Below are 21,301 nucleotides of genomic sequence, written 5' to 3' on the forward strand. Positions count from 1 at the left end.
TTAAGAAACTGAGCAAGAAAATGGCTCAAAACTAGAAAAAAGGATAAGATCTTAAACTGACCTTATCCCTTTTTCATGAGTTGAAGTCTTTTTGTCCCAGCCTCATTTCTTTTATAACTTCTCATTGACAAAGCGGATGAAGTCGTTCCACCAGACTTTGAAAATGATAGCTTTTTCAACCTTTTTTTCTGTAACCATAGAAATAGAAGTTTTCTTATTTTCGATATAGCCTTGGCCGATTGGCTCAGAATCTGTATAAGTGAGGGTACCTACTACACTACCCTTTTTCAAGGGAGCCTGCAGCTCCTGTGGACTTGGAGTAAAGGTAACCTTATGTTCAGCCTGATTGGCTATCCGTTCTAGAATTACCAGGTCCTCACTAGCAACTGCAGCGACCTGATCCTCTTGGCTGTCTCTAATAGCTACTTGTGAGTTATTATATCTTTCCCCTTTTTTGACAAGGACTGTCGGAGAAAAATTTTGCGTAACGTAGGTCATTAGGCTAGATGTAACGCCAAAACGGGTATTAGGGTCGTTATCTTCTTGTGAGACTCCTAAAACGACTGTGATCAATCGCATCCCTTTTTCACTTGTTACACCGACAAATGAAACACCACTCTGCTCAGACCCGCCTGTCTTTAAACCCTTCACTCCTGTCCGAAAACTAGGAGATCCTTCCAACATTAAATTGGGATTTTCTAGTTGGATTCCTGCAAAATTCACATGAGATTTAGAAGTGATGCCAAGGACCTCTGGGTAGTCATCGATCAGATGTGAAGTAATCACAGCTATATCATAAGCACTGAATTTATTGACAGTCTCTTGTTTTTTCTTGCTTTTAGAATTCTCTGCGGGCTCCTCTTCGGTATTAGTAGTTTCTAGCGAACCATCTAGTAAACGAATATCCGTACCAGTAGCATTTACAATGATTGCATCAGAAATATTCCATTCCTTGAGTTTGGCTTTCATCATTTTGACAAAATTTTCTTCACTTCCACCAACTTTTTCTGCCAGAGCGATAGTGGCGCTGTTGGCACTGGCCAAAAGAGAGGCATTCAGCAAGTCCTTTACCTTGTAGCGTCGCGCTTCCAGAGGTAGGTTCGCGATAGAGGGATTTACTGTCAGCTGGTAAGCATAATCAGAAATATCAACCTCAGTTTCTAGGCTCAGTTTGCCATCAGCAATGGCTTCGTAAACCAGATAAGCAGTCAAAATGTTAGTAATAGCACCGACTTCTAGTGGGCTTGTAGCCTCCTTTTCATAGAGGATTTTTCCTGAGTTTGCATCGACAGCAATGGCGCTTTTAGCGGCAATTTCATAGTCATCTGCCAGAACAGGCTTGGCAATCAGACCAAAGAATAGCAGTAGGAATACAAAAAGTTTTTTCATTTCTTTCCCCTAGATTAGTAATAAATCTATTGTAACATAAAAAGACGATATTTTTGCCAAACCTATTCAAGAATCCTTGTAAAATATTGAACAAATTTTTATTTATAAGATTTCCTGCATGTTTATGAGAATATATGGAAATATATGAAAATGCATAGAAATTTTCCTATATTTTGTTTCATTTAAAATAAGAAAAATGCATAGAAATTTAAAATTTTCTAAAATAAGACTTGTATTTGTCTAGAAATGATGTATAATAATACATAATCTAAAGAAGGAGATTTGCTCATGAAAAAATCTAAATGGTTGGCTATTACTGGTTTGGTTGCAGCATCAGCGCTATTCTTAGCTGCTTGTGGCAAGTCAAGCACTAGCTCAACAAAGACATATTCTTATGTCTATAATACAGATCCAGATACATTGGATTATGTAAACTCCAATCGCGCCTCCACTTCTGACGTTATTGCCAATTTGGTCGACGGTCTTTTAGAAAATGATCAATATGGGAATCTTATCCCTTCATTGGCTGAAGACTGGACTGTATCCAAAGATGGCCTAACTTATACTTATAAGTTGCGTAAGGACGCTAAATGGTACACAGCAGAAGGTGAAGAATATGCTGCTGTCAAGGCGCAAGACTTTGTCACAGGGCTCAAGCACGCTGCAGATGAAAAATCAGAAGCATTACCAATCGTGCAAAACTCTATCAAGGGATTAGATGCTTATATCAAAGGGGAAAGCAATGATTTCTCTACTGTAGGTGTCAAGGCAATTGACGACTATACAGTTCAATACACCCTGAATCAGCCAGAAAGCTACTGGAATTCTAAGACAACGATGGGCATTCTCTTCCCGATTAACGAAGAATTTCTGAAGAAAGAAGGCAAAGACTTTGGTACCGTGAAACCTTCCGGTATCCTTTATAATGGTCCATATGTATTAAAGGCATTTACGTCTAAGTCTGTTATCGAATATTCTAAAAACCAAAACTATTGGGACAAGGACAATGTGAAGATTGAAGATGTCAAACTGACTTACTACGATGGTTCTGACCAGGAGTCGTTGATCCGTAACTTTACTGATGGTGCTTACACGCAAGCTCGTCTCTATCCGACTAGCTCAAACTACGCATCAGTAGAAAAGAAATACAAAGACAACATCATCTTTACTCCACAAAACTCAACTAGCTATTTCTTTAGCTTCAACCTGAATCGTCAGGCTTATAGCCACACTTCTAAGACAGATGCCCAAAAAGCTGCCAGCAAAGAAGCGATTCAAAATAAAGACTTCCGCCAAGCAATTAACTTCGCTTTTGACCGTAAATCCTTTGGTGCCCAGATGAATGGTAATGAAGGAGCAACGAAAATCGTCAGAAGCTTGCTTGTACCTCCTAGTTTTGTGCAAGTAGATGGCAAGGACTTCTCAGATGTCGTTGAATCACAACTGGCTTCTTATGGGGATGAATGGCAAGGTGTCAAATTAGCTGATGCCCAAGACAGCATTTACAACCCAGAAAAGGCCAAGGCAGAATTTGCTAAAGCCAAAGAAGCTTTGCAAGCGCAGGGAGTTGAATTCCCAATTCATCTAGATGTACCAGTTGACCAAACTGATAAAATCATGGTGCAGCGGACTAATTCCTTCAAACAATCTGTTGAGGCATCTCTAGGTCAAGAAAACGTTGTGATTGATGTGCATCAAATGTCAACAGATGATTTGGATAACTCTACTTACTTTGCAGAAACAGCTGCCCAAAAGGACTATGACCTCAATATGTCTGGTTGGTCAGCAGACTATCAAGATCCAGTGACTTATCTGAATATCTTTAACCCAGAGACAGGGGATATCTTGGACAATATTGGTCTGACAAAAGGCCAAAACCAAGATATTGCTTCCAAGGTTGGTTTAACGGACTACAAAGCGCTTTTGGATCAGGCAGATGCAGAAAAGCAAGATACCAATGCTCGCTATACGAAATATGCAGCAGCGCAGGCTTGGTTAACAGATAGTTCTATTGTGATCCCATCTACTTCTGCAGGCGCTTCACCAATGGTTCAAAAGGTCGTACCATTTACCAAAGCCTACTCTTATGTAGGTATCAAGGGTGATAGCTATGTATTTAAGGGAATGGAGCTTCAAGATAAGGTTCTAACAGTAGCTGATTATCAAAAAGCTTTGAAAAAATGGGAAAAAGAAAAAGAAGAATCAAATAAAAAAGCTCAAGAAGAGTTAGCAAGTCACGTTAAGTAACAGAAAAGAGGCTGGGACAAAAGTTCTAGCCTCTTTTCTTTGGATTGTAGAGCAAGACGCAGTGGCTGAGTGGGCTCTACTACGCTGATTTCATCAGCTTTTACAGCTCTACTCAACTATGCGGAGGTGGGACGACGCAATCGAATTCTAACGAATTACCGATTTCTGTCCCAGCCTCTTTTTAAAGTAGAAAATCCTATATTTCGTTTATTTTTTTGAACTGTTGGATTTCTCCTCAAGTAGAATAAGAAAAGGTCCGATTTGTTTCGGACCTTTCATTGTTTATTTTGGTGCGATGACTTCCAAGCCACCCATGTAAGGACGTAGGACTTCAGGAATGGTTACAGAGCCATCTTCATTTTGGTAATTTTCTAAGATAGCAGCTACTGTACGTCCGACAGCTAGTCCAGATCCATTGAGAGTATGGAGGAGTTTGACCTTGCCATCTGCTTCGTCACGGTAGCGGATTTGGGCGCGACGAGCTTGGAAATCTTCTGTATTAGAGCAGCTGGAAATTTCACGATAGGTATTCTGAGCGGGGATCCAGACTTCCAAGTCGTAGGTCTTGGAAGCAGAGAAGCCCATGTCTCCTGTGGAGAGAGCAACCACGCGGTAAGGCAGATTCAGCTTTTGCAGGATATTTTCCGCATTGGCTGTCATCTTTTCCAGCTCTTCATAGGATTCTTCTGGCTTGGCAAATTTCACCATTTCGACCTTGTGGAATTGGTGTAGACGGATGAGACCACGCGTGTCACGGCCGGCAGAACCCGCTTCGGAGCGGAAAGATGGGCTCATAGCTGTGAAGTAGATAGGCAGGTCCTTGCCGTCTAGAATTTCGTCTCGATAGTAGTTGGTCAGTGGAACTTCAGCAGTTGGAATGAGCACGAAGTTGGTATCGCTTAGCTCAAAGGTATCTTCTTTGAACTTAGGATATTGTCCAGTACCAAACATAGAGTCATGGTTGACCATATAGGGCGTGATGACTTCTGTATAGCCTTCCTTGCCATGCTCGTCCAGCATGAAGTTGTAGATAGCACGCTCTAATCGAGCTCCCAGCCCCTTGTAGAAGAGGAAACGAGCCCCGGTGACTTTTGCCCCACGCTCCCAGTCTAAGATGTTCAAATCCTCACCTAAATCCCAGTGAGCTTTAGCTTCAAAGTCAAATTGGCGCGGTGTACCCCAGCGACGAACTTCAACATTGTCATCTTCATCCGCTCCGATTGGAACGCTGTCATGGGGAATGTTGGGGAGGGTTGTAGTGAACTCGGTCAACTTAGCATCCAAGTCAGCTAAAGTAGCATCTAAGTCCTTGACTTGGGCAGATAGTTTTTGCATGGCTGCAATCTTGTCATCTGCATTTTCTTTGTTGCGTTTGGCTTGGGCAATCTCTGTAGAAACGGTGTTGCGTTCTGCTTTGAGATTTTCTACTTTCACCAGCAAATCACGTCGTTGCTCATCAATTTCCTTCATTTGATTGAGTACATCAGCTGCTACGCCACGGGTAGCTAATTTCTCTGCAACAGCATCAAAGTCTGTCCGAATACGTTTTAAATCTAACATAAAACCTCCCAAAAATAAAAGCACACCGAGGAAACTGTTGGAGCGGCTAGGCCGCGGTTCCATCCAACTTCACAGGTGTGCACTTGATTATGTATGTAGTTGTATTGCAACGGTAGAATTTCACACTAGGCTCCTATCTGCTCGCAGCACCCGCAGACTTTCTGAAAGAAGCGATAGTCTTACTTATCCGTTTCCTAGATTATACAGGATTTTCTATTTTTTTGCAAATAGATTTTTAAAGAATTGGCCAATTGTTTGGATCAAAGTAGGCAATTTGACAACTTTCTCATTCCCGATATGTTGCCGTGCAATTTTGAGAATCTTTCCAGTGTCCTTGGAGGCAAAGAGAAACTTGCCCTTGTCTGTAAAGACTTCAAAATGGCGACTGACATTTTTCCCAGAGACATTGGCACCGATCTGCTGGATGCTAGACCAAGGTAGCTGGATATAATCTTCTACATTGGCATCAGCGTAGAATTCCAGTGCGACATCACCGATCAAAAACTTCCCAACCTTGCCACCTAAACCCAGATAGGAAACTCCTGTTGTTTGAAATTCAATCGATTTATTTTGCGATTGCGCCATAGAACCTCTCCCTTTTTAATACTATAGCTATTATACCATAATAAAAAGAAGGCCGAAACCTTCTTTTTAATTACATCAAACCAATAAGGCGGGCAACGATACCAACGATGAAAAGTCCGATGATGATTGTGATTGGAGAAACTTTCTTCTTAAGCAACCACATGCAGAGGAAGGTAAGGAGAAGTCCCATCAAACCTGGAATCAAAGAGTTAATTTGTCCTTGAAGGGTATTTGCTTTTTCAGGAGTCAAGCTCAATCCGCCTGCAACATCACCCAAGATTTTTTGAAGTTGCTCGCCAGTTACAGCACCTTTAGGGAAGTTGATGTAAGCTCCCTCAGAGAGTTTTGTAGATGGCAATTGAAGCGCAAAGCTAACGTTTACCCAGCGTGCTACCAAAACAGCCAAGATAAACATACCAAGGATTGAAGCACCTTTAGTGATGTCTTGGAGGATACCACCAGACATGTCTTTAGTGATTTCAGAACCAGCCTTGTAGCCCAATTCTTGAGTGTACCACAAGAAGGCCATACGGATTGCATTCCAAAGAACGAAGAAGAGAAGTGGACCGATGATATTTCCTGACATAGCAAGAGAAGCACCGAGCGCTCCAAGGATAGGGCGAACTGTAAACCAGAAGACTGGGTCACCGATACCAGCCAAAGGTCCCATCATACCGATTTTAACCCCTTGGATAGCTGCATCGTCAATTTCTGCACCGTTTGCTTTTTCTTCTTCAAGGGCGAGTGTTACACCGATGATTGGAGCAGCAACGTATGGGTGAGTATTGAAGAATTCCAAGTGACGCTCAAGAGCAGCAGCTTGATCTTCTTTTTTAGTGTAAAGTTTCTTGAGAGCTGGAATTAAAGAATAAGCCCAACCCAAGTTTTGCATACGTTCATAGTTCCAAGAACCTTGCAAGAAAGTAGAACGCCACCAAACTTTTTGACGGTCTGATTTAGATAATTGAATTTTTTCAGTCATGATATAGCAGCTCCTTTCTTAGTAGTCTTCTAGGATATCGCCGATTGGGTCGTTAGATGTAGCAGAACCGCCACCACCGTTTCCGCCTTTCTTAGAAAGGTTGAGGTAGATAAGGGCGATTGCTACACCGATAGCACCGAGGGCAATCAAAGTCAATTGGCTAACAGCAGCAAGAGCAAAACCGATAGCAAAGAATGGCCATACTTCGCGAGTTGCCATCATGTTGATAACCATAGCGTAACCAACGGCAACAACCATTCCCCCGCCGACAGCCATACCGCCTGCCAACCAATCAGGCATCATAGCAAGCAATTTTTGCACTGCTTCTGCGGGGATAGCAAGAAGAAGGGCTGCAGGAATAGCGATACGAAGTCCTTGGAGAAGGAGAGCTACAAAGTGTGCGCGTTCAACGCTAGCAAAGTCGCCTTTTTTAGCAGCAGAGTCTGCAGCGTGAACCAAGGCAACAGAGATAGTACGCACGATCATGGTAAGGAAGAGACCAGCTACGGCAAGAGGAATCGCGATTGTAGTTGCAACTGTGATACCTTTGTCAGTGAAATCTCCACCTTGAACCATGATGATAGCAGCAGCAACTGAAGCCAAGGCAGCGTCAGGAGCAACGGCAGCACCGATGTTAGCCCAACCAAGAGCGATCATTTGAAGAGATCCGCCAAGGATAACACCAGCAGTTAAGTTACCAGTTACAAGACCGATCAAGGTACATGCAACCAATGGTTGGTGGAATTGGAATTGGTCCAAGATACCTTCAAGACCAGCTAGGAAGGCAACAAAGACTACTAAAACCATAGAAATAATAGACATGTTTTAAATCCTTTCATAATAATATGAGAGCGAAACGGTTCAGATTATTGAACGTTGGCTTTGTTAATTAAGTCAAACAAATCTTTCTTAGAATCATTTGGTACTTTACGTACGTCGAATTCAACTCCGAGGTCACGCAATTTTTCGTAAGTTGCCACGTCGTCCTTGTCCATTGACAGAACGTTGTTGACCATTGTCTTACCAGTTGAGTGAGCCATTGAGCCGACGTTGAGGGTCTTGATTGGCACACCGCCTTCGATAGCGCGTAGGGCATCTTGCGGAGTTTCAAATAAGATAAGAGCGTGCGTATTACCAAAGCGTGGATCTTTTGAAACAGCAATCAGCTTGTCAATTGGAACAACGTTTGCTTTAACATTACCAGGTGCAGCTTGTTTGATGAGCTCTTTACGAAGTTCATCCTTAGCTACTGAGTCAGAAGCTACGATGATACGGTCTGCTTTTGAATCTGGAGTCCAAGCTGTCGCAACTTGTCCATGCAACAAACGTGTATCGATACGAGCAAGGTTGATTTTGAGCTTGCCGTCTCCGATAACAGTTCCTTCTGGGATAGCCGCTTGAGCAACTGGTGCAGCAGCAGGAGCAGCGCTTTCTAGGACTGGATTTAGCTCTTCTGGAAGTGCTTTTACGCCTTCCTTAGCTTCCTTGATGATATTTGCAACGACAGCATCTACGCCAGCGTTTGCATCCATCATGCGCTCTGTGTAGGCTTGAATTAGCATAGGCAGGTTCAAACCTGTAATAATCGCGAACTTGCGGTCTGGATTTTCACCCATGACACGGCTAGCTTGGTTAAATGGAGACCCACTCCAAAGGTCAGCCAAGACCAATACCTCATCGTTCGCATCAAACGAAGCCACAGCGTCATTGAATTTTGCATACAGATCATCAGGACCTTCGTTTGGCATGAAAGTTACAACTTGAACTTTTTCTTGCTCACCAAAAATCATAGAACCTGACTGATGAATGCCGGCAGCAAATTCACCGTGGCTGGCAATAATGATTCCAATACTCATTATTGTTTTTCCTCCTTATAAAATGTTTGACTTAAGTTTAAGAAAACTTTAAGGCTAACTATTATTATAAAACGTTTTCATGAAAAATGCAAGTACCTGAATCGAGGCGACAATGATTTTCAAATTCTATTTCTAGTGAAAAATGCTGTTATATCAGTCTTTTTTAATCTTTTCTTCTCACTAAATAATTAGGTGAAGATTAGATCGCCAATTTAACTAGGTTAATATATGAAAGTGGATGAAAATTTCTATGAAAATGCTTATCTGATAAATTGATTAGAAAGTAAATTTATATAGGAGGAATTTATAGCTGAAGTCCAAGAAGTATTTTACAAATTATCTATTTTCTGCTATAATCTTTTCTAGAAAGAATTCTCATTGTCTACTTTTTAGCGAGTCTGGGTTGGTGGGAGCCGGATAGGGAAGCAGTGCAGATGGCGCTTTCGATAAACATTTTTAAACGTAATGAAGTAATAAATTAGGGTGGAACCGCGTCTTGACGCCCCTAGGTCGCATAGCCTAGGACTGTCGGATGTGGTTCTTTTTGGCTTCTAGGATAGATGTAATTTATATAGAAAAGGAGGAATATTTTGAAAGAAATTTCACAACTGACGTTTGACACAAAGTATAAATTTCAAGTTTCATTAGGCACATTGCTTATTCTTTTACCACTTATTTTCATTGGCTATATTTTTAGTATTAACAAAGCTGAAATACTATTTACCAATGAACAGTATAATAATTTTACAATGAAATCACAATCTATAGTGAATAACCTTCAACAGAATTATGAGCATATTTTTTGTTTTTCATTATTATTGCTGATACTTAGTGTACCAGTTGGAATTTATCTAATAACTAAGGGGTTAAGTGATTGGAAAAAATTTGAAGATTTAGATTTTAAAAAAAGGGCTTTAGAAATCGATGAAATTAATAAAAGAATTACTAAGGCACCTCCTCAAGCAATTGAAGAAAATATAAAAAGTGATTCAAAATTAGAACAACTTACTGGAGAAATCTCTGAAAAAAATATAAAATCTTACCAATCTATTGAAAACAGTGTAGTTAGAAGAATCTATGAGACCTCGCCAGTGAACTATAAAATAGTTTCTGATAGAATTCTAAATGGATTTTTGTATGATGTAATAGCAATGGGGCAAGGTATGTTCGATAAAGATATTATCTTTGAAATTAAATATTTGCAAAATAATATTGCGAGTTCAGTGTTAGATAGTTATGTTGTGAAATTATATGAATTATCGAATAACTATTCGATAGAAACCAATAGGCTTCCAAATAAAGAACTAATACTTGTAACGACAGATGAAACTTTTAACCATATTGATAGATTGATAAATATGCAAAAAAAGAGAAATAATTTCTCCATAATAGTTCTAAAAGAAAATGAAATAGAGAAAACAAATTTTTTTAATTAAAAGGAGTAAAAAATGCCTAAAAAATTAACATTTCAAGAAATAATTTTGACTTTACAGCAGTTCTGGAATGACCAAGGTTGTATGCTCATGCAGGCTTATGATAATGAGAAGGGGGCGGGAACAATGAGTCCCTATACCTTCCTGCGGGCTATTGGGCCAGAGCCATGGAATGCGGCCTATGTAGAGCCATCTCGTCGGCCAGCAGATGGTCGTTATGGGGAAAATCCTAACCGTCTTTATCAACACCACCAATTTCAAGTGGTTATGAAGCCTTCTCCAAGCAATATCCAAGAACTTTACTTGCAGTCTTTGGAGCTCTTGGGCATCAATCCGCTGGAGCACGATATCCGCTTTGTCGAGGATAACTGGGAAAATCCTTCAACTGGCTCGGCTGGTCTGGGCTGGGAAGTTTGGCTGGATGGTATGGAAATCACTCAGTTCACATACTTCCAGCAGGTCGGAGGTCTGCCAACTCAGCCAGTAACTGCTGAGGTAACTTATGGTCTGGAGCGTCTGGCTTCTTATATTCAAGAAGTGGACTCAGTCTACGATATTGAGTGGGCTGATGGCGTCAAGTACGGCGAAATTTTTACTCATCCTGAGTATGAACATTCCAAGTACAGCTTTGAGGTCAGCGACCAAGACTTGCTCCTGGGGAATTTTGAGAAGTTTGAAGCGGAAGCTAAGCGCTGTCTGGACGAGCATCTGGTGCACCCAGCCTATGACTATGTTCTCAAATGCTCGCATACCTTTAACCTCTTGGATGCGCGTGGAGCTGTATCTGTGACAGAGCGGGCTGGTTATATTGCCCGTATTCGTAATCTGGCGCGTGTTGTGGCCAAGACCTTTGTGGCTGAGCGCAAGCGTCTGGGCTACCCACTTTTGGATGCAGAGAATCGCGAGAAACTCTTGGCAGAGGAGGGAGAATAATCATGGTAAAAAATTTATTAGTTGAATTAGGCTTGGAGGAAATGCCAGCCTATGTCGTGACACCGAGCATGAAGCAGCTGCGCGACAAGATGGGAGCCTTCCTGAAAGACCATCGTCTGACCTTTGAAAAAATTGAAATGTTCTCTACGCCTCGTCGTCTGGCGGTGCGTGTGGTTGGCTTGGCGGACAAGCAGTCTGATTTGACCGAAGATTTCAAAGGCCCTTCTAAGAAAATTGCTCTGGATGCTGATGGGAACTTCACAAAGGCTGCCGAAGGTTTTGTCCGTGGCAAGGGCTTGACGGTTGAGGACATTACTTTCCGCGAAATCAAAGGGGAAGAATATGTCTATGTGACCAAGGAAGAAATCGGCCGCCCAGTAGAGGAGATCATCCCAGCAGTGACGGAAGTTCTGCAAGCTTTGACCTTCCCTGTCAGCATGCACTGGGCCAACAACACCTTTGAATACATCCGTCCAGTACATACTTTGACTGTGCTCTTAGATGAGCAGGCCTTTGACTTGGATTTCTTGGACATCAAGAGTGGCCGTACTAGCCGTGGCCATCGCTTCTTGGGCAAAGAAACGCAGATTGCTTCAGCAGATTCATATGAAGATGACCTACGGGCTCAGTTTGTCATTGCCAGCCCTCTTGAGCGGGGTGATATGATTGTCGAGCAGATTCGAGCACTGGAAGCGGAGCACGGTGTTTCTATCGAGATTGACGAAGACTTGCTTAATGAAGTCTTGAATCTGGTAGAATATCCAACTGCTTTCCTAGGTAATTTTGATGCTAAATACTTAGAGGTGCCAGAGGAAGTTTTGGTAACTTCTATGAAAGAGCACCAGCGTTACTTTGTTGTGCGCGATAGTGAAGGCAAACTTTTGCCGCACTTCATCTCTGTCCGCAACGGAAATGCAGAGCATCTGGAAAATGTCATCAAGGGGAATGAGAAAGTCTTGGTGGCTCGTCTGGAAGATGGGGAATTCTTCTGGCGGGAAGACCAAAAACTAGCTATTGCCGACTTGGTTGAAAAGCTGAGCAATGTGACTTTCCATGAGAAGATTGGCTCTCTGGCAGAGCACATGGAGCGGACTGGCAAGATTGCTGCTCTCTTGGCGCAAGAAGCAGGATTGGATGCTGATGAGACAGCTGACTTGGCTCGTGCAGCGGCTATTTATAAGTTTGACTTGCTGACTGGTATGGTTGGTGAGTTTGATGAGCTGCAAGGTATCATGGGTGAGAAATATGCTCTGCTGGCTGGTGAGAATGCTGCAGTGGCAGCTGCCATTCGGGAGCACTATATGCCAACTTCAGCCGATGGCGAATTGCCTGACACCAAGGTCGGAGCCGTCTTGGCTCTGGCTGATAAGCTAGATACCATTCTGTCCTTCTTCTCAGTTGGCTTGATTCCAAGCGGTTCCAATGACCCGTATGCACTACGCCGTGCGACTCAGGGTGTCGTTCGTATTTTGGATAAGTTTGGCTGGAACATTGACTTGGCTCAGCTTCTTAGTCAGCTTTACGAACTCAAGTTTGATAGCCTAAGCTATGACAATCAAGAGGCGGTGCTGGACTTCTTCCGTGCCCGTGTTGAGAAGATGATGGATCGTAGCATTCCGAAAGACATCGTGACGGCTGTTCTTCAAAGCACTAACTTTGTCGTACGCGATTTGGTAGAAACGGCTGCGCTTCTAGCGGAAAAAGCCAAAGAAGACAACTTTAAGTCAGCAGTTGAAAGCCTGTCTCGTGTCTTTAATCTAGCTGAGAAAGCCCAAGGGCAGACAGCTGTCAATCCAGCACTCTTTGAAAATCAAGAGGAAAAAGACTTGGCTGCGGCCATTGAAAAAGTGGAGTTGACGGCAGACTTAGCTGCTAATCTGGATCAACTTTTTGCCCTCAGTCCAGCTATTGACGCTTTCTTTGACCATACCATGGTTATGGCAGAAGATGAGGCTTTGCGTAACAACCGTCTAGCTCTCCTAGTTTCTTTGACAGACAAGGCTGGCCAGCTGGCCCAGTTTAATCAGATTAATACCAAATAAAAGGTAAGAGAGGTAGAATCATGGATCCTAAAAAAATTGAACGTATCAATGAACTGGCTAAAAAGAAAAAACGGAAGGCCTAACTGCTGAAGAAAAAGTGGAACAAGCTAAACTTCGTGAAGAGTATATCGAAGGCTACCGTCGCTCTGTTCGCCATCACATTGAAGGCATCAAGATTGTCGACGAGGAAGGCAATGATGTGACGCCTGAAAAATTGCGTCAAGTTCAACGTGAGAAAGGTCTTCATGGCCGCAGTCTAGATGATCCAAATTCATAACAACAAGAAAAAGAGAGAGTGGGACAGAAATCGGTAATTCGTTAGAATTCGATTTCGTCGTCCCACCTCCGCACAGTTGAGTAGGGCTGTAAAAACTGATGAAATCAGCGTAGTAGAGCCCACTCAACCACTGCGTCTTGCTCTACAATCCAAAGACAATTGAAGAGTCTAGGACTTTTGTCCCAGACTCTTTTTTTGAATTTATAACTTCGCTTAAGGCTAAGAATATTTATGGACTTGGAACTTTATATCGAGGGATACAGCATTATAAAGGAAAATCAAGAAATAATGCCTAGCAAGCGAGTAGACAAGCTTGGTTTTTTATCCTTCTATATAGTCTCTTAATGCTTGACCACTTAGGCCGACATTGAGGGCAATCAGTAGCTTGATGCGAGCCTTCGGTGCATTGAGCTCTTTGACAAACATGATTCCGGCTTGGTGCAGCTTGACACCACCGCCTTCATAGGCGTAGACAGGCTCAGCAATGCCGTTGAAACAGCGTGAAACGAGAGCGATGGGGAGACCAGCTTCTACCATCTCTGTTAATTTTTCCGCAGTTTCTTTTGGCAGATTGCCTGCGCCAAAGGCTTCGATGATGAGGCCGTCTAGCTTTTGCCAATCCAGCATATCAAGCAGTTCTGTTTTCATACCGGCATAGGCTGGAATGATGGGTACCAGTCCCGAAATGCTAGTCAGATCAAAGCGGACGCGAGGTTCTGCTGTTTTGAAATAGAGAATTTCGTGTTTCATGACTAGGCCTAAAGGGCCGTGCGTCGGAGTTTGAAAGGTGCTGACGTTGGTGGTGTGGGTTTTAGTGACATATTTGGCAGCATGGACTTCGTCATTCATGACGACTAGGACGCCCTTGCCTCGACTCTTCTCGTCGCTGGCTACCCGTAAAGCAGTCAGGTAGTTATAAACTCCGTCACTGCCGAGTTCATTTGAACTTCTCATAGCTCCGGTCAAAACGACAGGGATGTCAGGCAGGTCCATGGTATCAAGGAAGTAGGCTGTTTCCTCTAGAGTATCGGTTCCGTGGGTAATGACCACACCGTCGTATTGGTCAGCGTCAGCCTTGATTTTTTGGTAGAGTTCGAGCATGTGCTTGGGAGTGATGTGAGGACTGGGAACGTTGAAGAAATCAACCACCGTCACTTCAATACCCTCTAAGGGAACAGCCACATGGTTCATAGGATTGTCTTGGCTGCTATTGACAGCGCCACTCCCATCAGCCTGCATGGAAATGGTTCCACCCGTATGTAAAACTAAAATTTGCTTATTCATAGATGAGCTTCTCCGTGAATTGTGTTATAATTTATTGTATCATAAAAGGAAAGAATGAGAAAATCAATGGAAATAAAAGCCGTCTTTTTTGATATAGATGGAACCTTGATTAATGACAGTCGAACCGTCTTGAAATCGACAGAAGCTGCCATTAAGAGTTTGCAGGAACAAGGGATTTTGGTCGGTTTAGCAACAGGTCGAGGTCCTTTCTTTGTCAAGCCTTTTATGGACAAGCTGGATTTAGACTTTGCTGTCACCTACAATGGTCAGTATATTTTTTCAAAGGACAGAGTCATTTCTGCCACACCGATTGATAAGCAGAGCTTGCGTGATCTGATTGCCTATGCCAAGAAGCACCGAAAAGAGATTTCCTTGGGGACAGAACAGGCCATGCAAGGTTCAAAAATTATGACCTTTGGTATGAGTTCCTTTTCACAGTGGGCTACCCAGTTTATTCCTAGGAAAATGACTCGGACGGTGAGCCATGGTTTTAACAAGATTGTGAGCAAGGCCCTGCCTCAGCATGAAGAAGACCTGCTGAAATTGATTCAAGAGCCTATCTATCAAGTTCTGATTTTGGCGGATCCGGCTGAGAGTGCAAAGATTGAAGCGGATTTTCCACATTTGAAATTTACTCGTTCGAGTCCTTATGCAGCGGACATCATCAATCAAGAGATGTCCAAGCTGGAGGGAATTCGTCTAGTCGGTCAAGAGTATGGCTTTGATATCCATCAGGTCATGGCCTTCGGAGATTCAGACAATGACCTGGAAATGCTGTCGGGAGTTGGCTTGTCTATTGCCATGGGGAATGGCACCAGCTCTGTCAAGGAAGTAGCCAAGCATACGACAAGCAGCAATAGTCAGGATGGGATTCATCGGGCACTTGAACATTTCGGTATTTTGGCGAGTGAGAAAGTCTTTGTGTCTCGCGATCACCACTTCAATAAGGTCAAGACCTTCCATGGTGTCATGGATGAGTCTACGCAGGAAGAACCCATCGCTTGGATACCAGAGGAAGCTCGGCATCGTGCTGACTTCAAGTTGGAAGAGTTGGTTGAATTTCTCAGAGCTGCCAGCTCTTCAGAGGAAGAATTTGATCAGTCGATGGCCAGAATGCACGAGGCTTTAGATAAGGCTGCTGCCAAGGTTCGTAGCAAGAGCAAGGCAGAAATCTCCTTAGTTGGTCAAGTGGATGCTCTGATCGATACGCTCTACTTTACTTACGGTAGTTTTGTCTTGATGGGAGTTGATCCTGAACGGATTTTCGATATTGTCCATCAGGCCAATATGGGGAAAATTTTCCCAGATGGAAAAGCGCATTTTGATCCAGTGACCCATAAAATCCTCAAACCAGATGACTGGGAAGAGAAATATGCGCCAGAACCAGCGATCGAACGGGAGTTGGAGCGACAGATTCAGGCTTATCAGCTCAATGTGGAAAAGGCGCAAAAAGAAACAAAAGACGAAGAGTAGCGACTCTTCATCAGCAGAATTTTTATTTTACGATACTCAATCGAATTATTTTACGGAGGTTTTCTCATGTTATCAAGAGTTGAAAAATTTGAAGCAGCCTTAGCTCAGACAGAATGCGATGCTGTTTTAGTAACCAATCTGAAAAATATTTACTATCTGACTGGTTTCAGCGGGACAGAAGCGACGGTTTTCATCAGCAAGTCACGACGAATTTTCCTGACAGATTCTCGTTATACCTTGATTGCTAAGGGCGTGGTTGAAGACTTTGATATTGTTGAAACACGGGATGCAGTTGGAGAAATTGCTAAAATCATTGTAGACGATCAGTTGGCAAAAATCGGTTTTGATGATGAAATTTCCTATGCTTACTTCAAGATGCTGGAAGGTGTGTTTGCTGGTCATGAGCTGGTGCCGATGACAGCCTTTATCGAAAATCTGCGCATGATCAAGGATGAGCAAGAAATCGCGACTATTCGCAAGGCCTGTCAGATTTCTGACCAAGCCTTCCTAGACGTGCTGGACTTTATCAAGCCTGGTCAGACGACAGAGCTGGCTGTTATGAACTTTTTGGATGCCCGTATGCGCCAGCTAGGTGCTTCAGGTGCCTCCTTTGACTTCATCATCGCTTCGGGCTACCGCTCTGCTATGCCACATGGTGTGGCCGGTGACAAGGTTATTCAAAATGGTGAAACCCTGACCATGGATTTTGGTTGCTACTACAATCACTATGTCAGCGATATGACGCGGACTATTCATGTGGGGCAGGTAACGGATGAAGAGTGGGAAATTTATGATATTGTCCTGCGCAGTAATCAAGCCCTGATAGAAGCGGCTAAAGCTGGACTCAGTTATATAGACTTCGATCGGATTCCTCGTCAAATTATCAACGATGCAGGCTACGGTCCTTACTTTAGCCACGGAATTGGTCACGGAATTGGGTTGGACATCCATGAGATTCCTTACTTTGGCAAGTCAGAAGAGCCGATCAAGGCTGGCATGGTTCTGACGGATGAGCCGGGGATCTATCTGGATGGCAAATACGGCGTTCGGATAGAAGATGACCTTCTGATCACAGAGACTGGTTGTGAGGTCTTGACCCTTGCTCCAAAAGAATTGATTGTGATTTGAGAATTATCAAGCTTTATGGTAGAATAAAGAGTAAATTATTTATTAAAGAGGTAAAAAACAAATGATTGAAGCAAGCAAGCTGAAAGCTGGAATGACTTTTGAAACTGCAGATGGTAAATTGATCCGCGTCTTGGAAGCAAGCCACCACAAACCAGGTAAGGGAAATACTATCATGCGTATGAAATTGCGTGATGTTCGTACTGGTTCTACATTTGAGACTAGCTACCGTCCAGAAGAAAAATTTGAACAAGCGATCATTGAAACAGTACCAGCACAATACTTGTACCAAATGGATGGTACTGCGTATTTCATGAATACTGAGACTTATGACCAATACGAAATTCCAGTCGTTAATGTAGAGGACGAGTTGAAATTCATCCTTGAAAACTCAGATGTGAAAATCCAATTCTACGGATCAGAAGTGATCGGTGTGACAGTACCTACAACTGTTGAATTGGTGGTAACAGAAACACAACCATCTATCAAAGGTGCTACTGTAACAGGTTCTGGTAAACCAGCAACTCTTGAAACAGGTCTTGTTGTCAACGTACCAGACTTCATCGAAGTTGGACAAAAATTGGTCATCAATACAGCAGAAGGAACTTACGTTTCTCGTGCGTAATTTCAATCTTTCATATAGAAAGGAATTCTTATGGCAAACGAACAATTAGGCGAAATCGTTATTGCGCCACGAGTCTTGGAAAAAATTATTGCCATTGCTACGGCTAAGGTAGAGGGCGTTCATTCTTTTGCAAATAAAAGCATGTCAGATAGCCTTTCTATGCGTACGCTTGGACGCGGTGTTGCGCTGCATACGGATGAAACTGGCGACATATCAGTTGATATCTACCTCTATCTGGAATACGGTATTAGTGTACCAACAGTTGCAGTTGCGATCCAAAAGGCGGTCAAAAGTGCTGTGAACGATATGGCTGAAGTAGAGCTGTCTGCTGTTAATATCCATGTAGCAGGTATCGTTCCAGAAAAATCACCAAAACCAGATTTGAAAGATCTGTTTGATGAGGATTTCCTCAATGACTGATGTTTTGTTAGAATCTAGAAGAGAGTTACGCCAGCGGGCGTTTCAGGCCTTGATGAGCCTAGAGTATGAAGGCGATGCCGTTGAGTCTTGTCGCTTTGCCTATACTTATGATAAGGACGAAGAGGAGACAGATGCTGAGGTCAATATCCCAGCCTTTCTACTCAACTTGGTCACAGGAGTATCCCAGTCCAAGGAAGAATTAGATAAGAAAATCGCCCAGCACTTAAAAGCAGGCTGGACAGTTGAGCGTTTGACCTTGGTGGAAAAGAATATCCTGCGATTAGGCATCTTTGAAATGACAGAGTTTGATACTCCTGAGCGAGTAGCGGTCAATGAAGCTATTGAACTTTCCAAGCAATTCTCTGATGAAAAATCAAGTAAGTTTATCAATGGTATTTTAAGCCAATTTATAACAGAAGAAAAAGACTGAGACGATTGTCTCAGCTTTTTTGGTTTTTGATAGTTGTAGTTGCTGATAATGCTTAAAAATTTTCCATTATAGTAACCTAGGTCTCGGCTGGTCCTTTTTCCTATAGATTCATGGCAATCTAGGCCTCGGCTGGCTACTTTTCCTATAGTTTCTTGGTATTCTAGGCCTCGGCTGGTCACTTTTCCTATAGATTCATGGCAACCTAGGCCTCGGCTGGTCACTTTTCCTATAGATTCGTGGCAATCTAGGTCTCGGCCGGTCACTTATCCTATAGTTTCTTGGTAATCTAGGTATCGGCTAGTTACTTTTCCTATAGTTTCGTGGCAATCTAGGCCTAGGATGCTCTTTTAATATCTGTTTATAGGATAAATTGCTTTCGTTTCTTACGATTTTTACTAGGTCTTTTAAAGATGAGGAATGGTCTAGTCAGTCTAAGTAAGAAAAGAAAGAGATAAGAGAAAAACGCCTAAAGAGCAATTCCTTAGAAGAGAGTTTTTGGGGAGAATCTTGGGATTTAATACCTATTTGAATAGGGCTATACGGGGAAATTTAAACTGATAGTAAACTTGATAATGTTGAAAAAGCTCCTGTCTGTTTTTGTATAGTGGTAGTGTAAAATAAGTTGTGTAAACACAAAAAGGAATAAATCCGTTTTAGTAGAGTTGCGAAACATTACTAGAAAGAGATTTATTCATATGACTCAGTTTACCACAGAACTACTTAACTTCCTAGCCCAGCAGCAAGATATTGATGAATGTTGCCGTTCTTCTCTTGAAACAGCCATGAATGATCTGCTTCAAGCGGAGTTATCAGCCTTTTTAGGGTATGAGCCTTACGATAAAGTAGGCTATCATACTGGAAATAGTCGTAACGGAACCTATTCACGGAAATTTGAAACCAAATATGGGACTGTTCAGTTAACCATTCCAAGAGATCGTAATGGGAACTTTAGTCCAGCTTTGATCCCCGCTTATGGACGTCGCGATAACACTTGGAAATGTTCTGACACCCTTGAAAGCTTATTTGATTAACACTTCGTAACTCTACTTGAGCGTTTACACAAAATTATAGAATGTATCTACAATTATCTAAAAGCTTGTAAGAAATAATAAAATAAAGTAATAAGAATGGTATAATAGGTAGAATATATATTTAGTCCTGATGGTCTTCCGATGATAGGAGCGACTGTGATCGCTTTTATTGAATTGATAAATGAGAAGATTAAAGCGGTGTAGACAAATTAGAGATTGTAGGTGTGTTGAAATGGGAAAAGATATACAGTTATGTTTGATGGAAGAAGATGACCGAGAGCTGTTTATTTTGGATAATCAGGAAGCTTTTAACTACGGGGCTTTGGAGGAGTTTGGGTGTAGAGATAACCACTTTGAAGAAGATGGTCAAATCATTTCACGAGAGACCATCGAACAGTCCATTGACCACGGAAAGGCTTATCGTATTATTCTTGAAGAGAAAAAAGTTGGCGGTGCTGTAATTAAAGTTGATGGAGAAAAAGGAAGTTTAGACCTGCTATTCGTTTCCCCAGATGCTCACGGTAAGGGAGTTGGATATGCTGCTTGGTGTCAAATTGAAAAGTTACATCCAGAAGTCAAAATTTGGGAGACTATGACACCATACTTTGAGCAGCGTAATATACATTTTTATGTAAATAGATGTGGGTTTCATATTGTTGAATTTTTTAATAAATTTCATCCTGACCCAAATGAGCCAGAAGCGGATGTTAAGGAATTTGATGAGCAATTTCCAGACGGAATGTTTCGGTTTGAAAAAAGAATAGATTGAATTAGAAGTTGGAATTGCAATAGAGCGGTGCTTAATGACTATCTTAAAGATAATGCTAATAACGGTCAGTGTTGCATTTATTATGTTTGAATATGAGATCGCCCCAATGGAGTATCTAATAGTTTGTATTATTAAGAGCTTTAAGGTACTTGAAAAATTCCAAGAAGAGGAATAGCTTAGAGCAGGTGAATACAAGGATTATTTGCAGATTACAGGAGGATAAGCATGACGATTGTTTTGATTTCAGTTATTATTGCATTTCTATATCATAAAATCGCAGAACATTTTAAGAATAGTTATATTGATTGTATTCTATTTCTATCATTGATTTTATCTCATTTTATATGGGATTACTATTTCTTACCAATTGACATAGTAATAGCCCTCAGTGGAGTACATTTACTATCAGATTTCTTTGAAAAGGTGAGAAGTAAACAATGAAACCGATTTAGAGAGAGTCACTATAAAATGAAAGTTAAAAAGTTAGGTATTTAAAATGAAACATTTTTTTGCAGGGCTTGGTGCCATAAACTTTGCTAGTTATCTAATTGCTATAGGTGTAGGATTGGCACCTCTCTTTCACATTTTTATAATCCGTTCGGAAGTCAGTTTTGGGAAAATAGTATTGTCTATAATAGCTATACTTTTAATCATAATTTTAACGATTGCGCGAATTTATAGAAGATTTTTCTATGTAGATTAGTTTGATTTCCTTTAGAATTTGGGAAAACCTTATCTTTCTAAAAAAACGAACAGTGCTATTGAATGCAGGCGATAGGCTAAGGAAAGCGATAGTGAATATGACACCAAAAAGTAATCAGGGATTGAACTGTGCAACTT

The 21,301-nt window shown here is 41.9% G+C and carries 20 protein-coding genes and 2 pseudogenes; 15 read left to right on the plus strand and 7 right to left on the minus strand.

Annotated features, from left to right (window positions below; genetic code table 11):
• Positions 1–111 precede the first annotated feature (111 nt).
• Complete coding sequence (pbp3, locus tag SCRDD08_RS02640) at positions 112–1,389, minus strand: D-alanyl-D-alanine carboxypeptidase PBP3 (RefSeq protein ID WP_061422321.1); 1,278 nt, start codon at positions 1,387–1,389, stop codon at positions 112–114.
• A gap of 288 nt (positions 1,390–1,677) precedes the next feature.
• Between pbp3 and SCRDD08_RS02645 the strand changes: the two genes are divergently transcribed.
• Positions 1,678–3,636 carry a peptide ABC transporter substrate-binding protein gene (locus SCRDD08_RS02645; RefSeq protein ID WP_061422322.1) on the plus strand — a complete coding sequence of 653 codons (1,959 nt, stop codon included), beginning with the start codon at positions 1,678–1,680 and terminating at the stop codon, positions 3,634–3,636.
• Positions 3,637–3,918: 282 nt separating this feature from the next.
• Here the strand turns inward: SCRDD08_RS02645 and serS are convergent, their stop codons facing one another.
• The 5 genes from serS to SCRDD08_RS02670 form a co-directional block, all read right to left on the minus strand.
• A complete protein-coding gene (gene serS / locus SCRDD08_RS02650; protein ID WP_061422323.1) occupies positions 3,919–5,196 on the minus strand; it encodes a serine--tRNA ligase in 1,278 nt (425 codons plus the stop codon).
• 213 nt (positions 5,197–5,409) lie between these two features.
• Entirely contained in the window at positions 5,410–5,781 is a 372-nt protein-coding gene (locus SCRDD08_RS02655; RefSeq protein WP_061422324.1) for a DUF956 family protein, read from the minus strand.
• A gap of 70 nt (positions 5,782–5,851) precedes the next feature.
• Complete coding sequence (locus SCRDD08_RS02660) at positions 5,852–6,763, minus strand: PTS system mannose/fructose/sorbose family transporter subunit IID (RefSeq protein WP_061422325.1); 912 nt, start codon at positions 6,761–6,763, stop codon at positions 5,852–5,854.
• An 18-nt stretch (positions 6,764–6,781) separates the two neighbouring features.
• The gene (locus SCRDD08_RS02665; RefSeq protein ID WP_005591779.1) at positions 6,782–7,585 is read right to left on the minus strand and encodes a PTS mannose/fructose/sorbose transporter subunit IIC; all 804 of its coding nucleotides are present in this window, start codon (positions 7,583–7,585) and stop codon (positions 6,782–6,784) included.
• Between the two features lie 44 nt (positions 7,586–7,629).
• A complete protein-coding gene (locus SCRDD08_RS02670; protein ID WP_005591780.1) occupies positions 7,630–8,619 on the minus strand; it encodes a PTS sugar transporter subunit IIB in 990 nt (329 codons plus the stop codon).
• A 590-nt stretch (positions 8,620–9,209) separates the two neighbouring features.
• Here SCRDD08_RS02670 and SCRDD08_RS02675 point away from each other — a divergent pair.
• The 4 genes and pseudogenes from SCRDD08_RS02675 (at position 9,210) to SCRDD08_RS02690 (ending at position 13,304) form a co-directional block, all read left to right on the plus strand.
• Positions 9,210–10,055: a hypothetical protein gene (locus tag SCRDD08_RS02675; protein WP_061422326.1), complete on the plus strand. Its 846-nt coding sequence runs from the start codon at positions 9,210–9,212 to the stop codon at positions 10,053–10,055.
• Positions 10,056–10,067: 12 nt separating this feature from the next.
• Positions 10,068–10,985, plus strand: coding sequence for a glycine--tRNA ligase subunit alpha (gene glyQ / locus SCRDD08_RS02680; RefSeq protein WP_061422327.1), 918 nt, complete (start codon positions 10,068–10,070; stop codon positions 10,983–10,985).
• Positions 10,986–10,987: 2 nt separating this feature from the next.
• Positions 10,988–13,027, plus strand: coding sequence for a glycine--tRNA ligase subunit beta (gene glyS, locus SCRDD08_RS02685; RefSeq protein ID WP_061422328.1), 2,040 nt, complete (start codon positions 10,988–10,990; stop codon positions 13,025–13,027).
• A 20-nt stretch (positions 13,028–13,047) separates the two neighbouring features.
• Positions 13,048–13,304 (plus strand): annotated as a pseudogene (locus SCRDD08_RS02690) (DUF896 family protein).
• Positions 13,305–13,625: 321 nt separating this feature from the next.
• Here the strand turns inward: SCRDD08_RS02690 and SCRDD08_RS02695 are convergent.
• On the minus strand, positions 13,626–14,588 hold the full coding sequence (locus SCRDD08_RS02695; protein ID WP_061422329.1) for an asparaginase: 963 nt from the start codon (positions 14,586–14,588) through the stop codon (positions 13,626–13,628).
• A 66-nt stretch (positions 14,589–14,654) separates the two neighbouring features.
• Between SCRDD08_RS02695 and SCRDD08_RS02700 the strand changes: the two genes are divergently transcribed.
• The 10 genes and pseudogenes from SCRDD08_RS02700 to SCRDD08_RS11795 all read left to right on the plus strand — a co-directional run bounded on the left by SCRDD08_RS02700 (position 14,655) and on the right by SCRDD08_RS11795 (position 21,164).
• Positions 14,655–16,061: a Cof-type HAD-IIB family hydrolase gene (locus SCRDD08_RS02700; RefSeq protein ID WP_061422330.1), complete on the plus strand. Its 1,407-nt coding sequence runs from the start codon at positions 14,655–14,657 to the stop codon at positions 16,059–16,061.
• Positions 16,062–16,127: 66 nt separating this feature from the next.
• Complete coding sequence (locus SCRDD08_RS02705; RefSeq protein ID WP_061422331.1) at positions 16,128–17,189, plus strand: M24 family metallopeptidase; 1,062 nt, start codon at positions 16,128–16,130, stop codon at positions 17,187–17,189.
• Positions 17,190–17,250: 61 nt separating this feature from the next.
• Positions 17,251–17,811 (plus strand): elongation factor P, encoded by a 561-nt coding sequence (gene efp / locus SCRDD08_RS02710; RefSeq protein WP_045500742.1) that lies wholly within the window; start codon positions 17,251–17,253, stop codon positions 17,809–17,811.
• Between the two features lie 30 nt (positions 17,812–17,841).
• Complete coding sequence (locus tag SCRDD08_RS02715; protein WP_061422332.1) at positions 17,842–18,231, plus strand: Asp23/Gls24 family envelope stress response protein; 390 nt, start codon at positions 17,842–17,844, stop codon at positions 18,229–18,231.
• Positions 18,224–18,661, plus strand: a complete 438-nt coding sequence (gene nusB / locus SCRDD08_RS02720) for a transcription antitermination factor NusB (RefSeq protein ID WP_061422333.1) — start codon at positions 18,224–18,226, stop codon at positions 18,659–18,661. The genes SCRDD08_RS02715 and nusB overlap by 8 nt, the downstream gene beginning before the upstream one ends.
• A gap of 695 nt (positions 18,662–19,356) precedes the next feature.
• Positions 19,357–19,650 (plus strand): annotated as a pseudogene (locus tag SCRDD08_RS02725) (transposase); the annotation flags it as partial.
• A gap of 159 nt (positions 19,651–19,809) precedes the next feature.
• Positions 19,810–19,896 (plus strand): CD1845 family protein, encoded by an 87-nt coding sequence (locus tag SCRDD08_RS12160; RefSeq protein WP_221760745.1) that lies wholly within the window; start codon positions 19,810–19,812, stop codon positions 19,894–19,896.
• A gap of 28 nt (positions 19,897–19,924) precedes the next feature.
• Positions 19,925–20,461: a GNAT family N-acetyltransferase gene (locus SCRDD08_RS02730; RefSeq protein ID WP_061422335.1), complete on the plus strand. Its 537-nt coding sequence runs from the start codon at positions 19,925–19,927 to the stop codon at positions 20,459–20,461.
• 225 nt (positions 20,462–20,686) lie between these two features.
• Positions 20,687–20,902: a hypothetical protein gene (locus tag SCRDD08_RS11790; RefSeq protein ID WP_061422336.1), complete on the plus strand. Its 216-nt coding sequence runs from the start codon at positions 20,687–20,689 to the stop codon at positions 20,900–20,902.
• A gap of 55 nt (positions 20,903–20,957) precedes the next feature.
• Complete coding sequence (locus SCRDD08_RS11795; RefSeq protein WP_048764457.1) at positions 20,958–21,164, plus strand: hypothetical protein; 207 nt, start codon at positions 20,958–20,960, stop codon at positions 21,162–21,164.
• Positions 21,165–21,301: the final 137 nt, after the last annotated feature.

Origin of the sequence: Streptococcus cristatus, from assembly GCF_001578775.1 — a bacterium.
GTDB classification, from domain to species: Bacteria; Bacillota; Bacilli; order Lactobacillales; family Streptococcaceae; genus Streptococcus; species Streptococcus cristatus_A.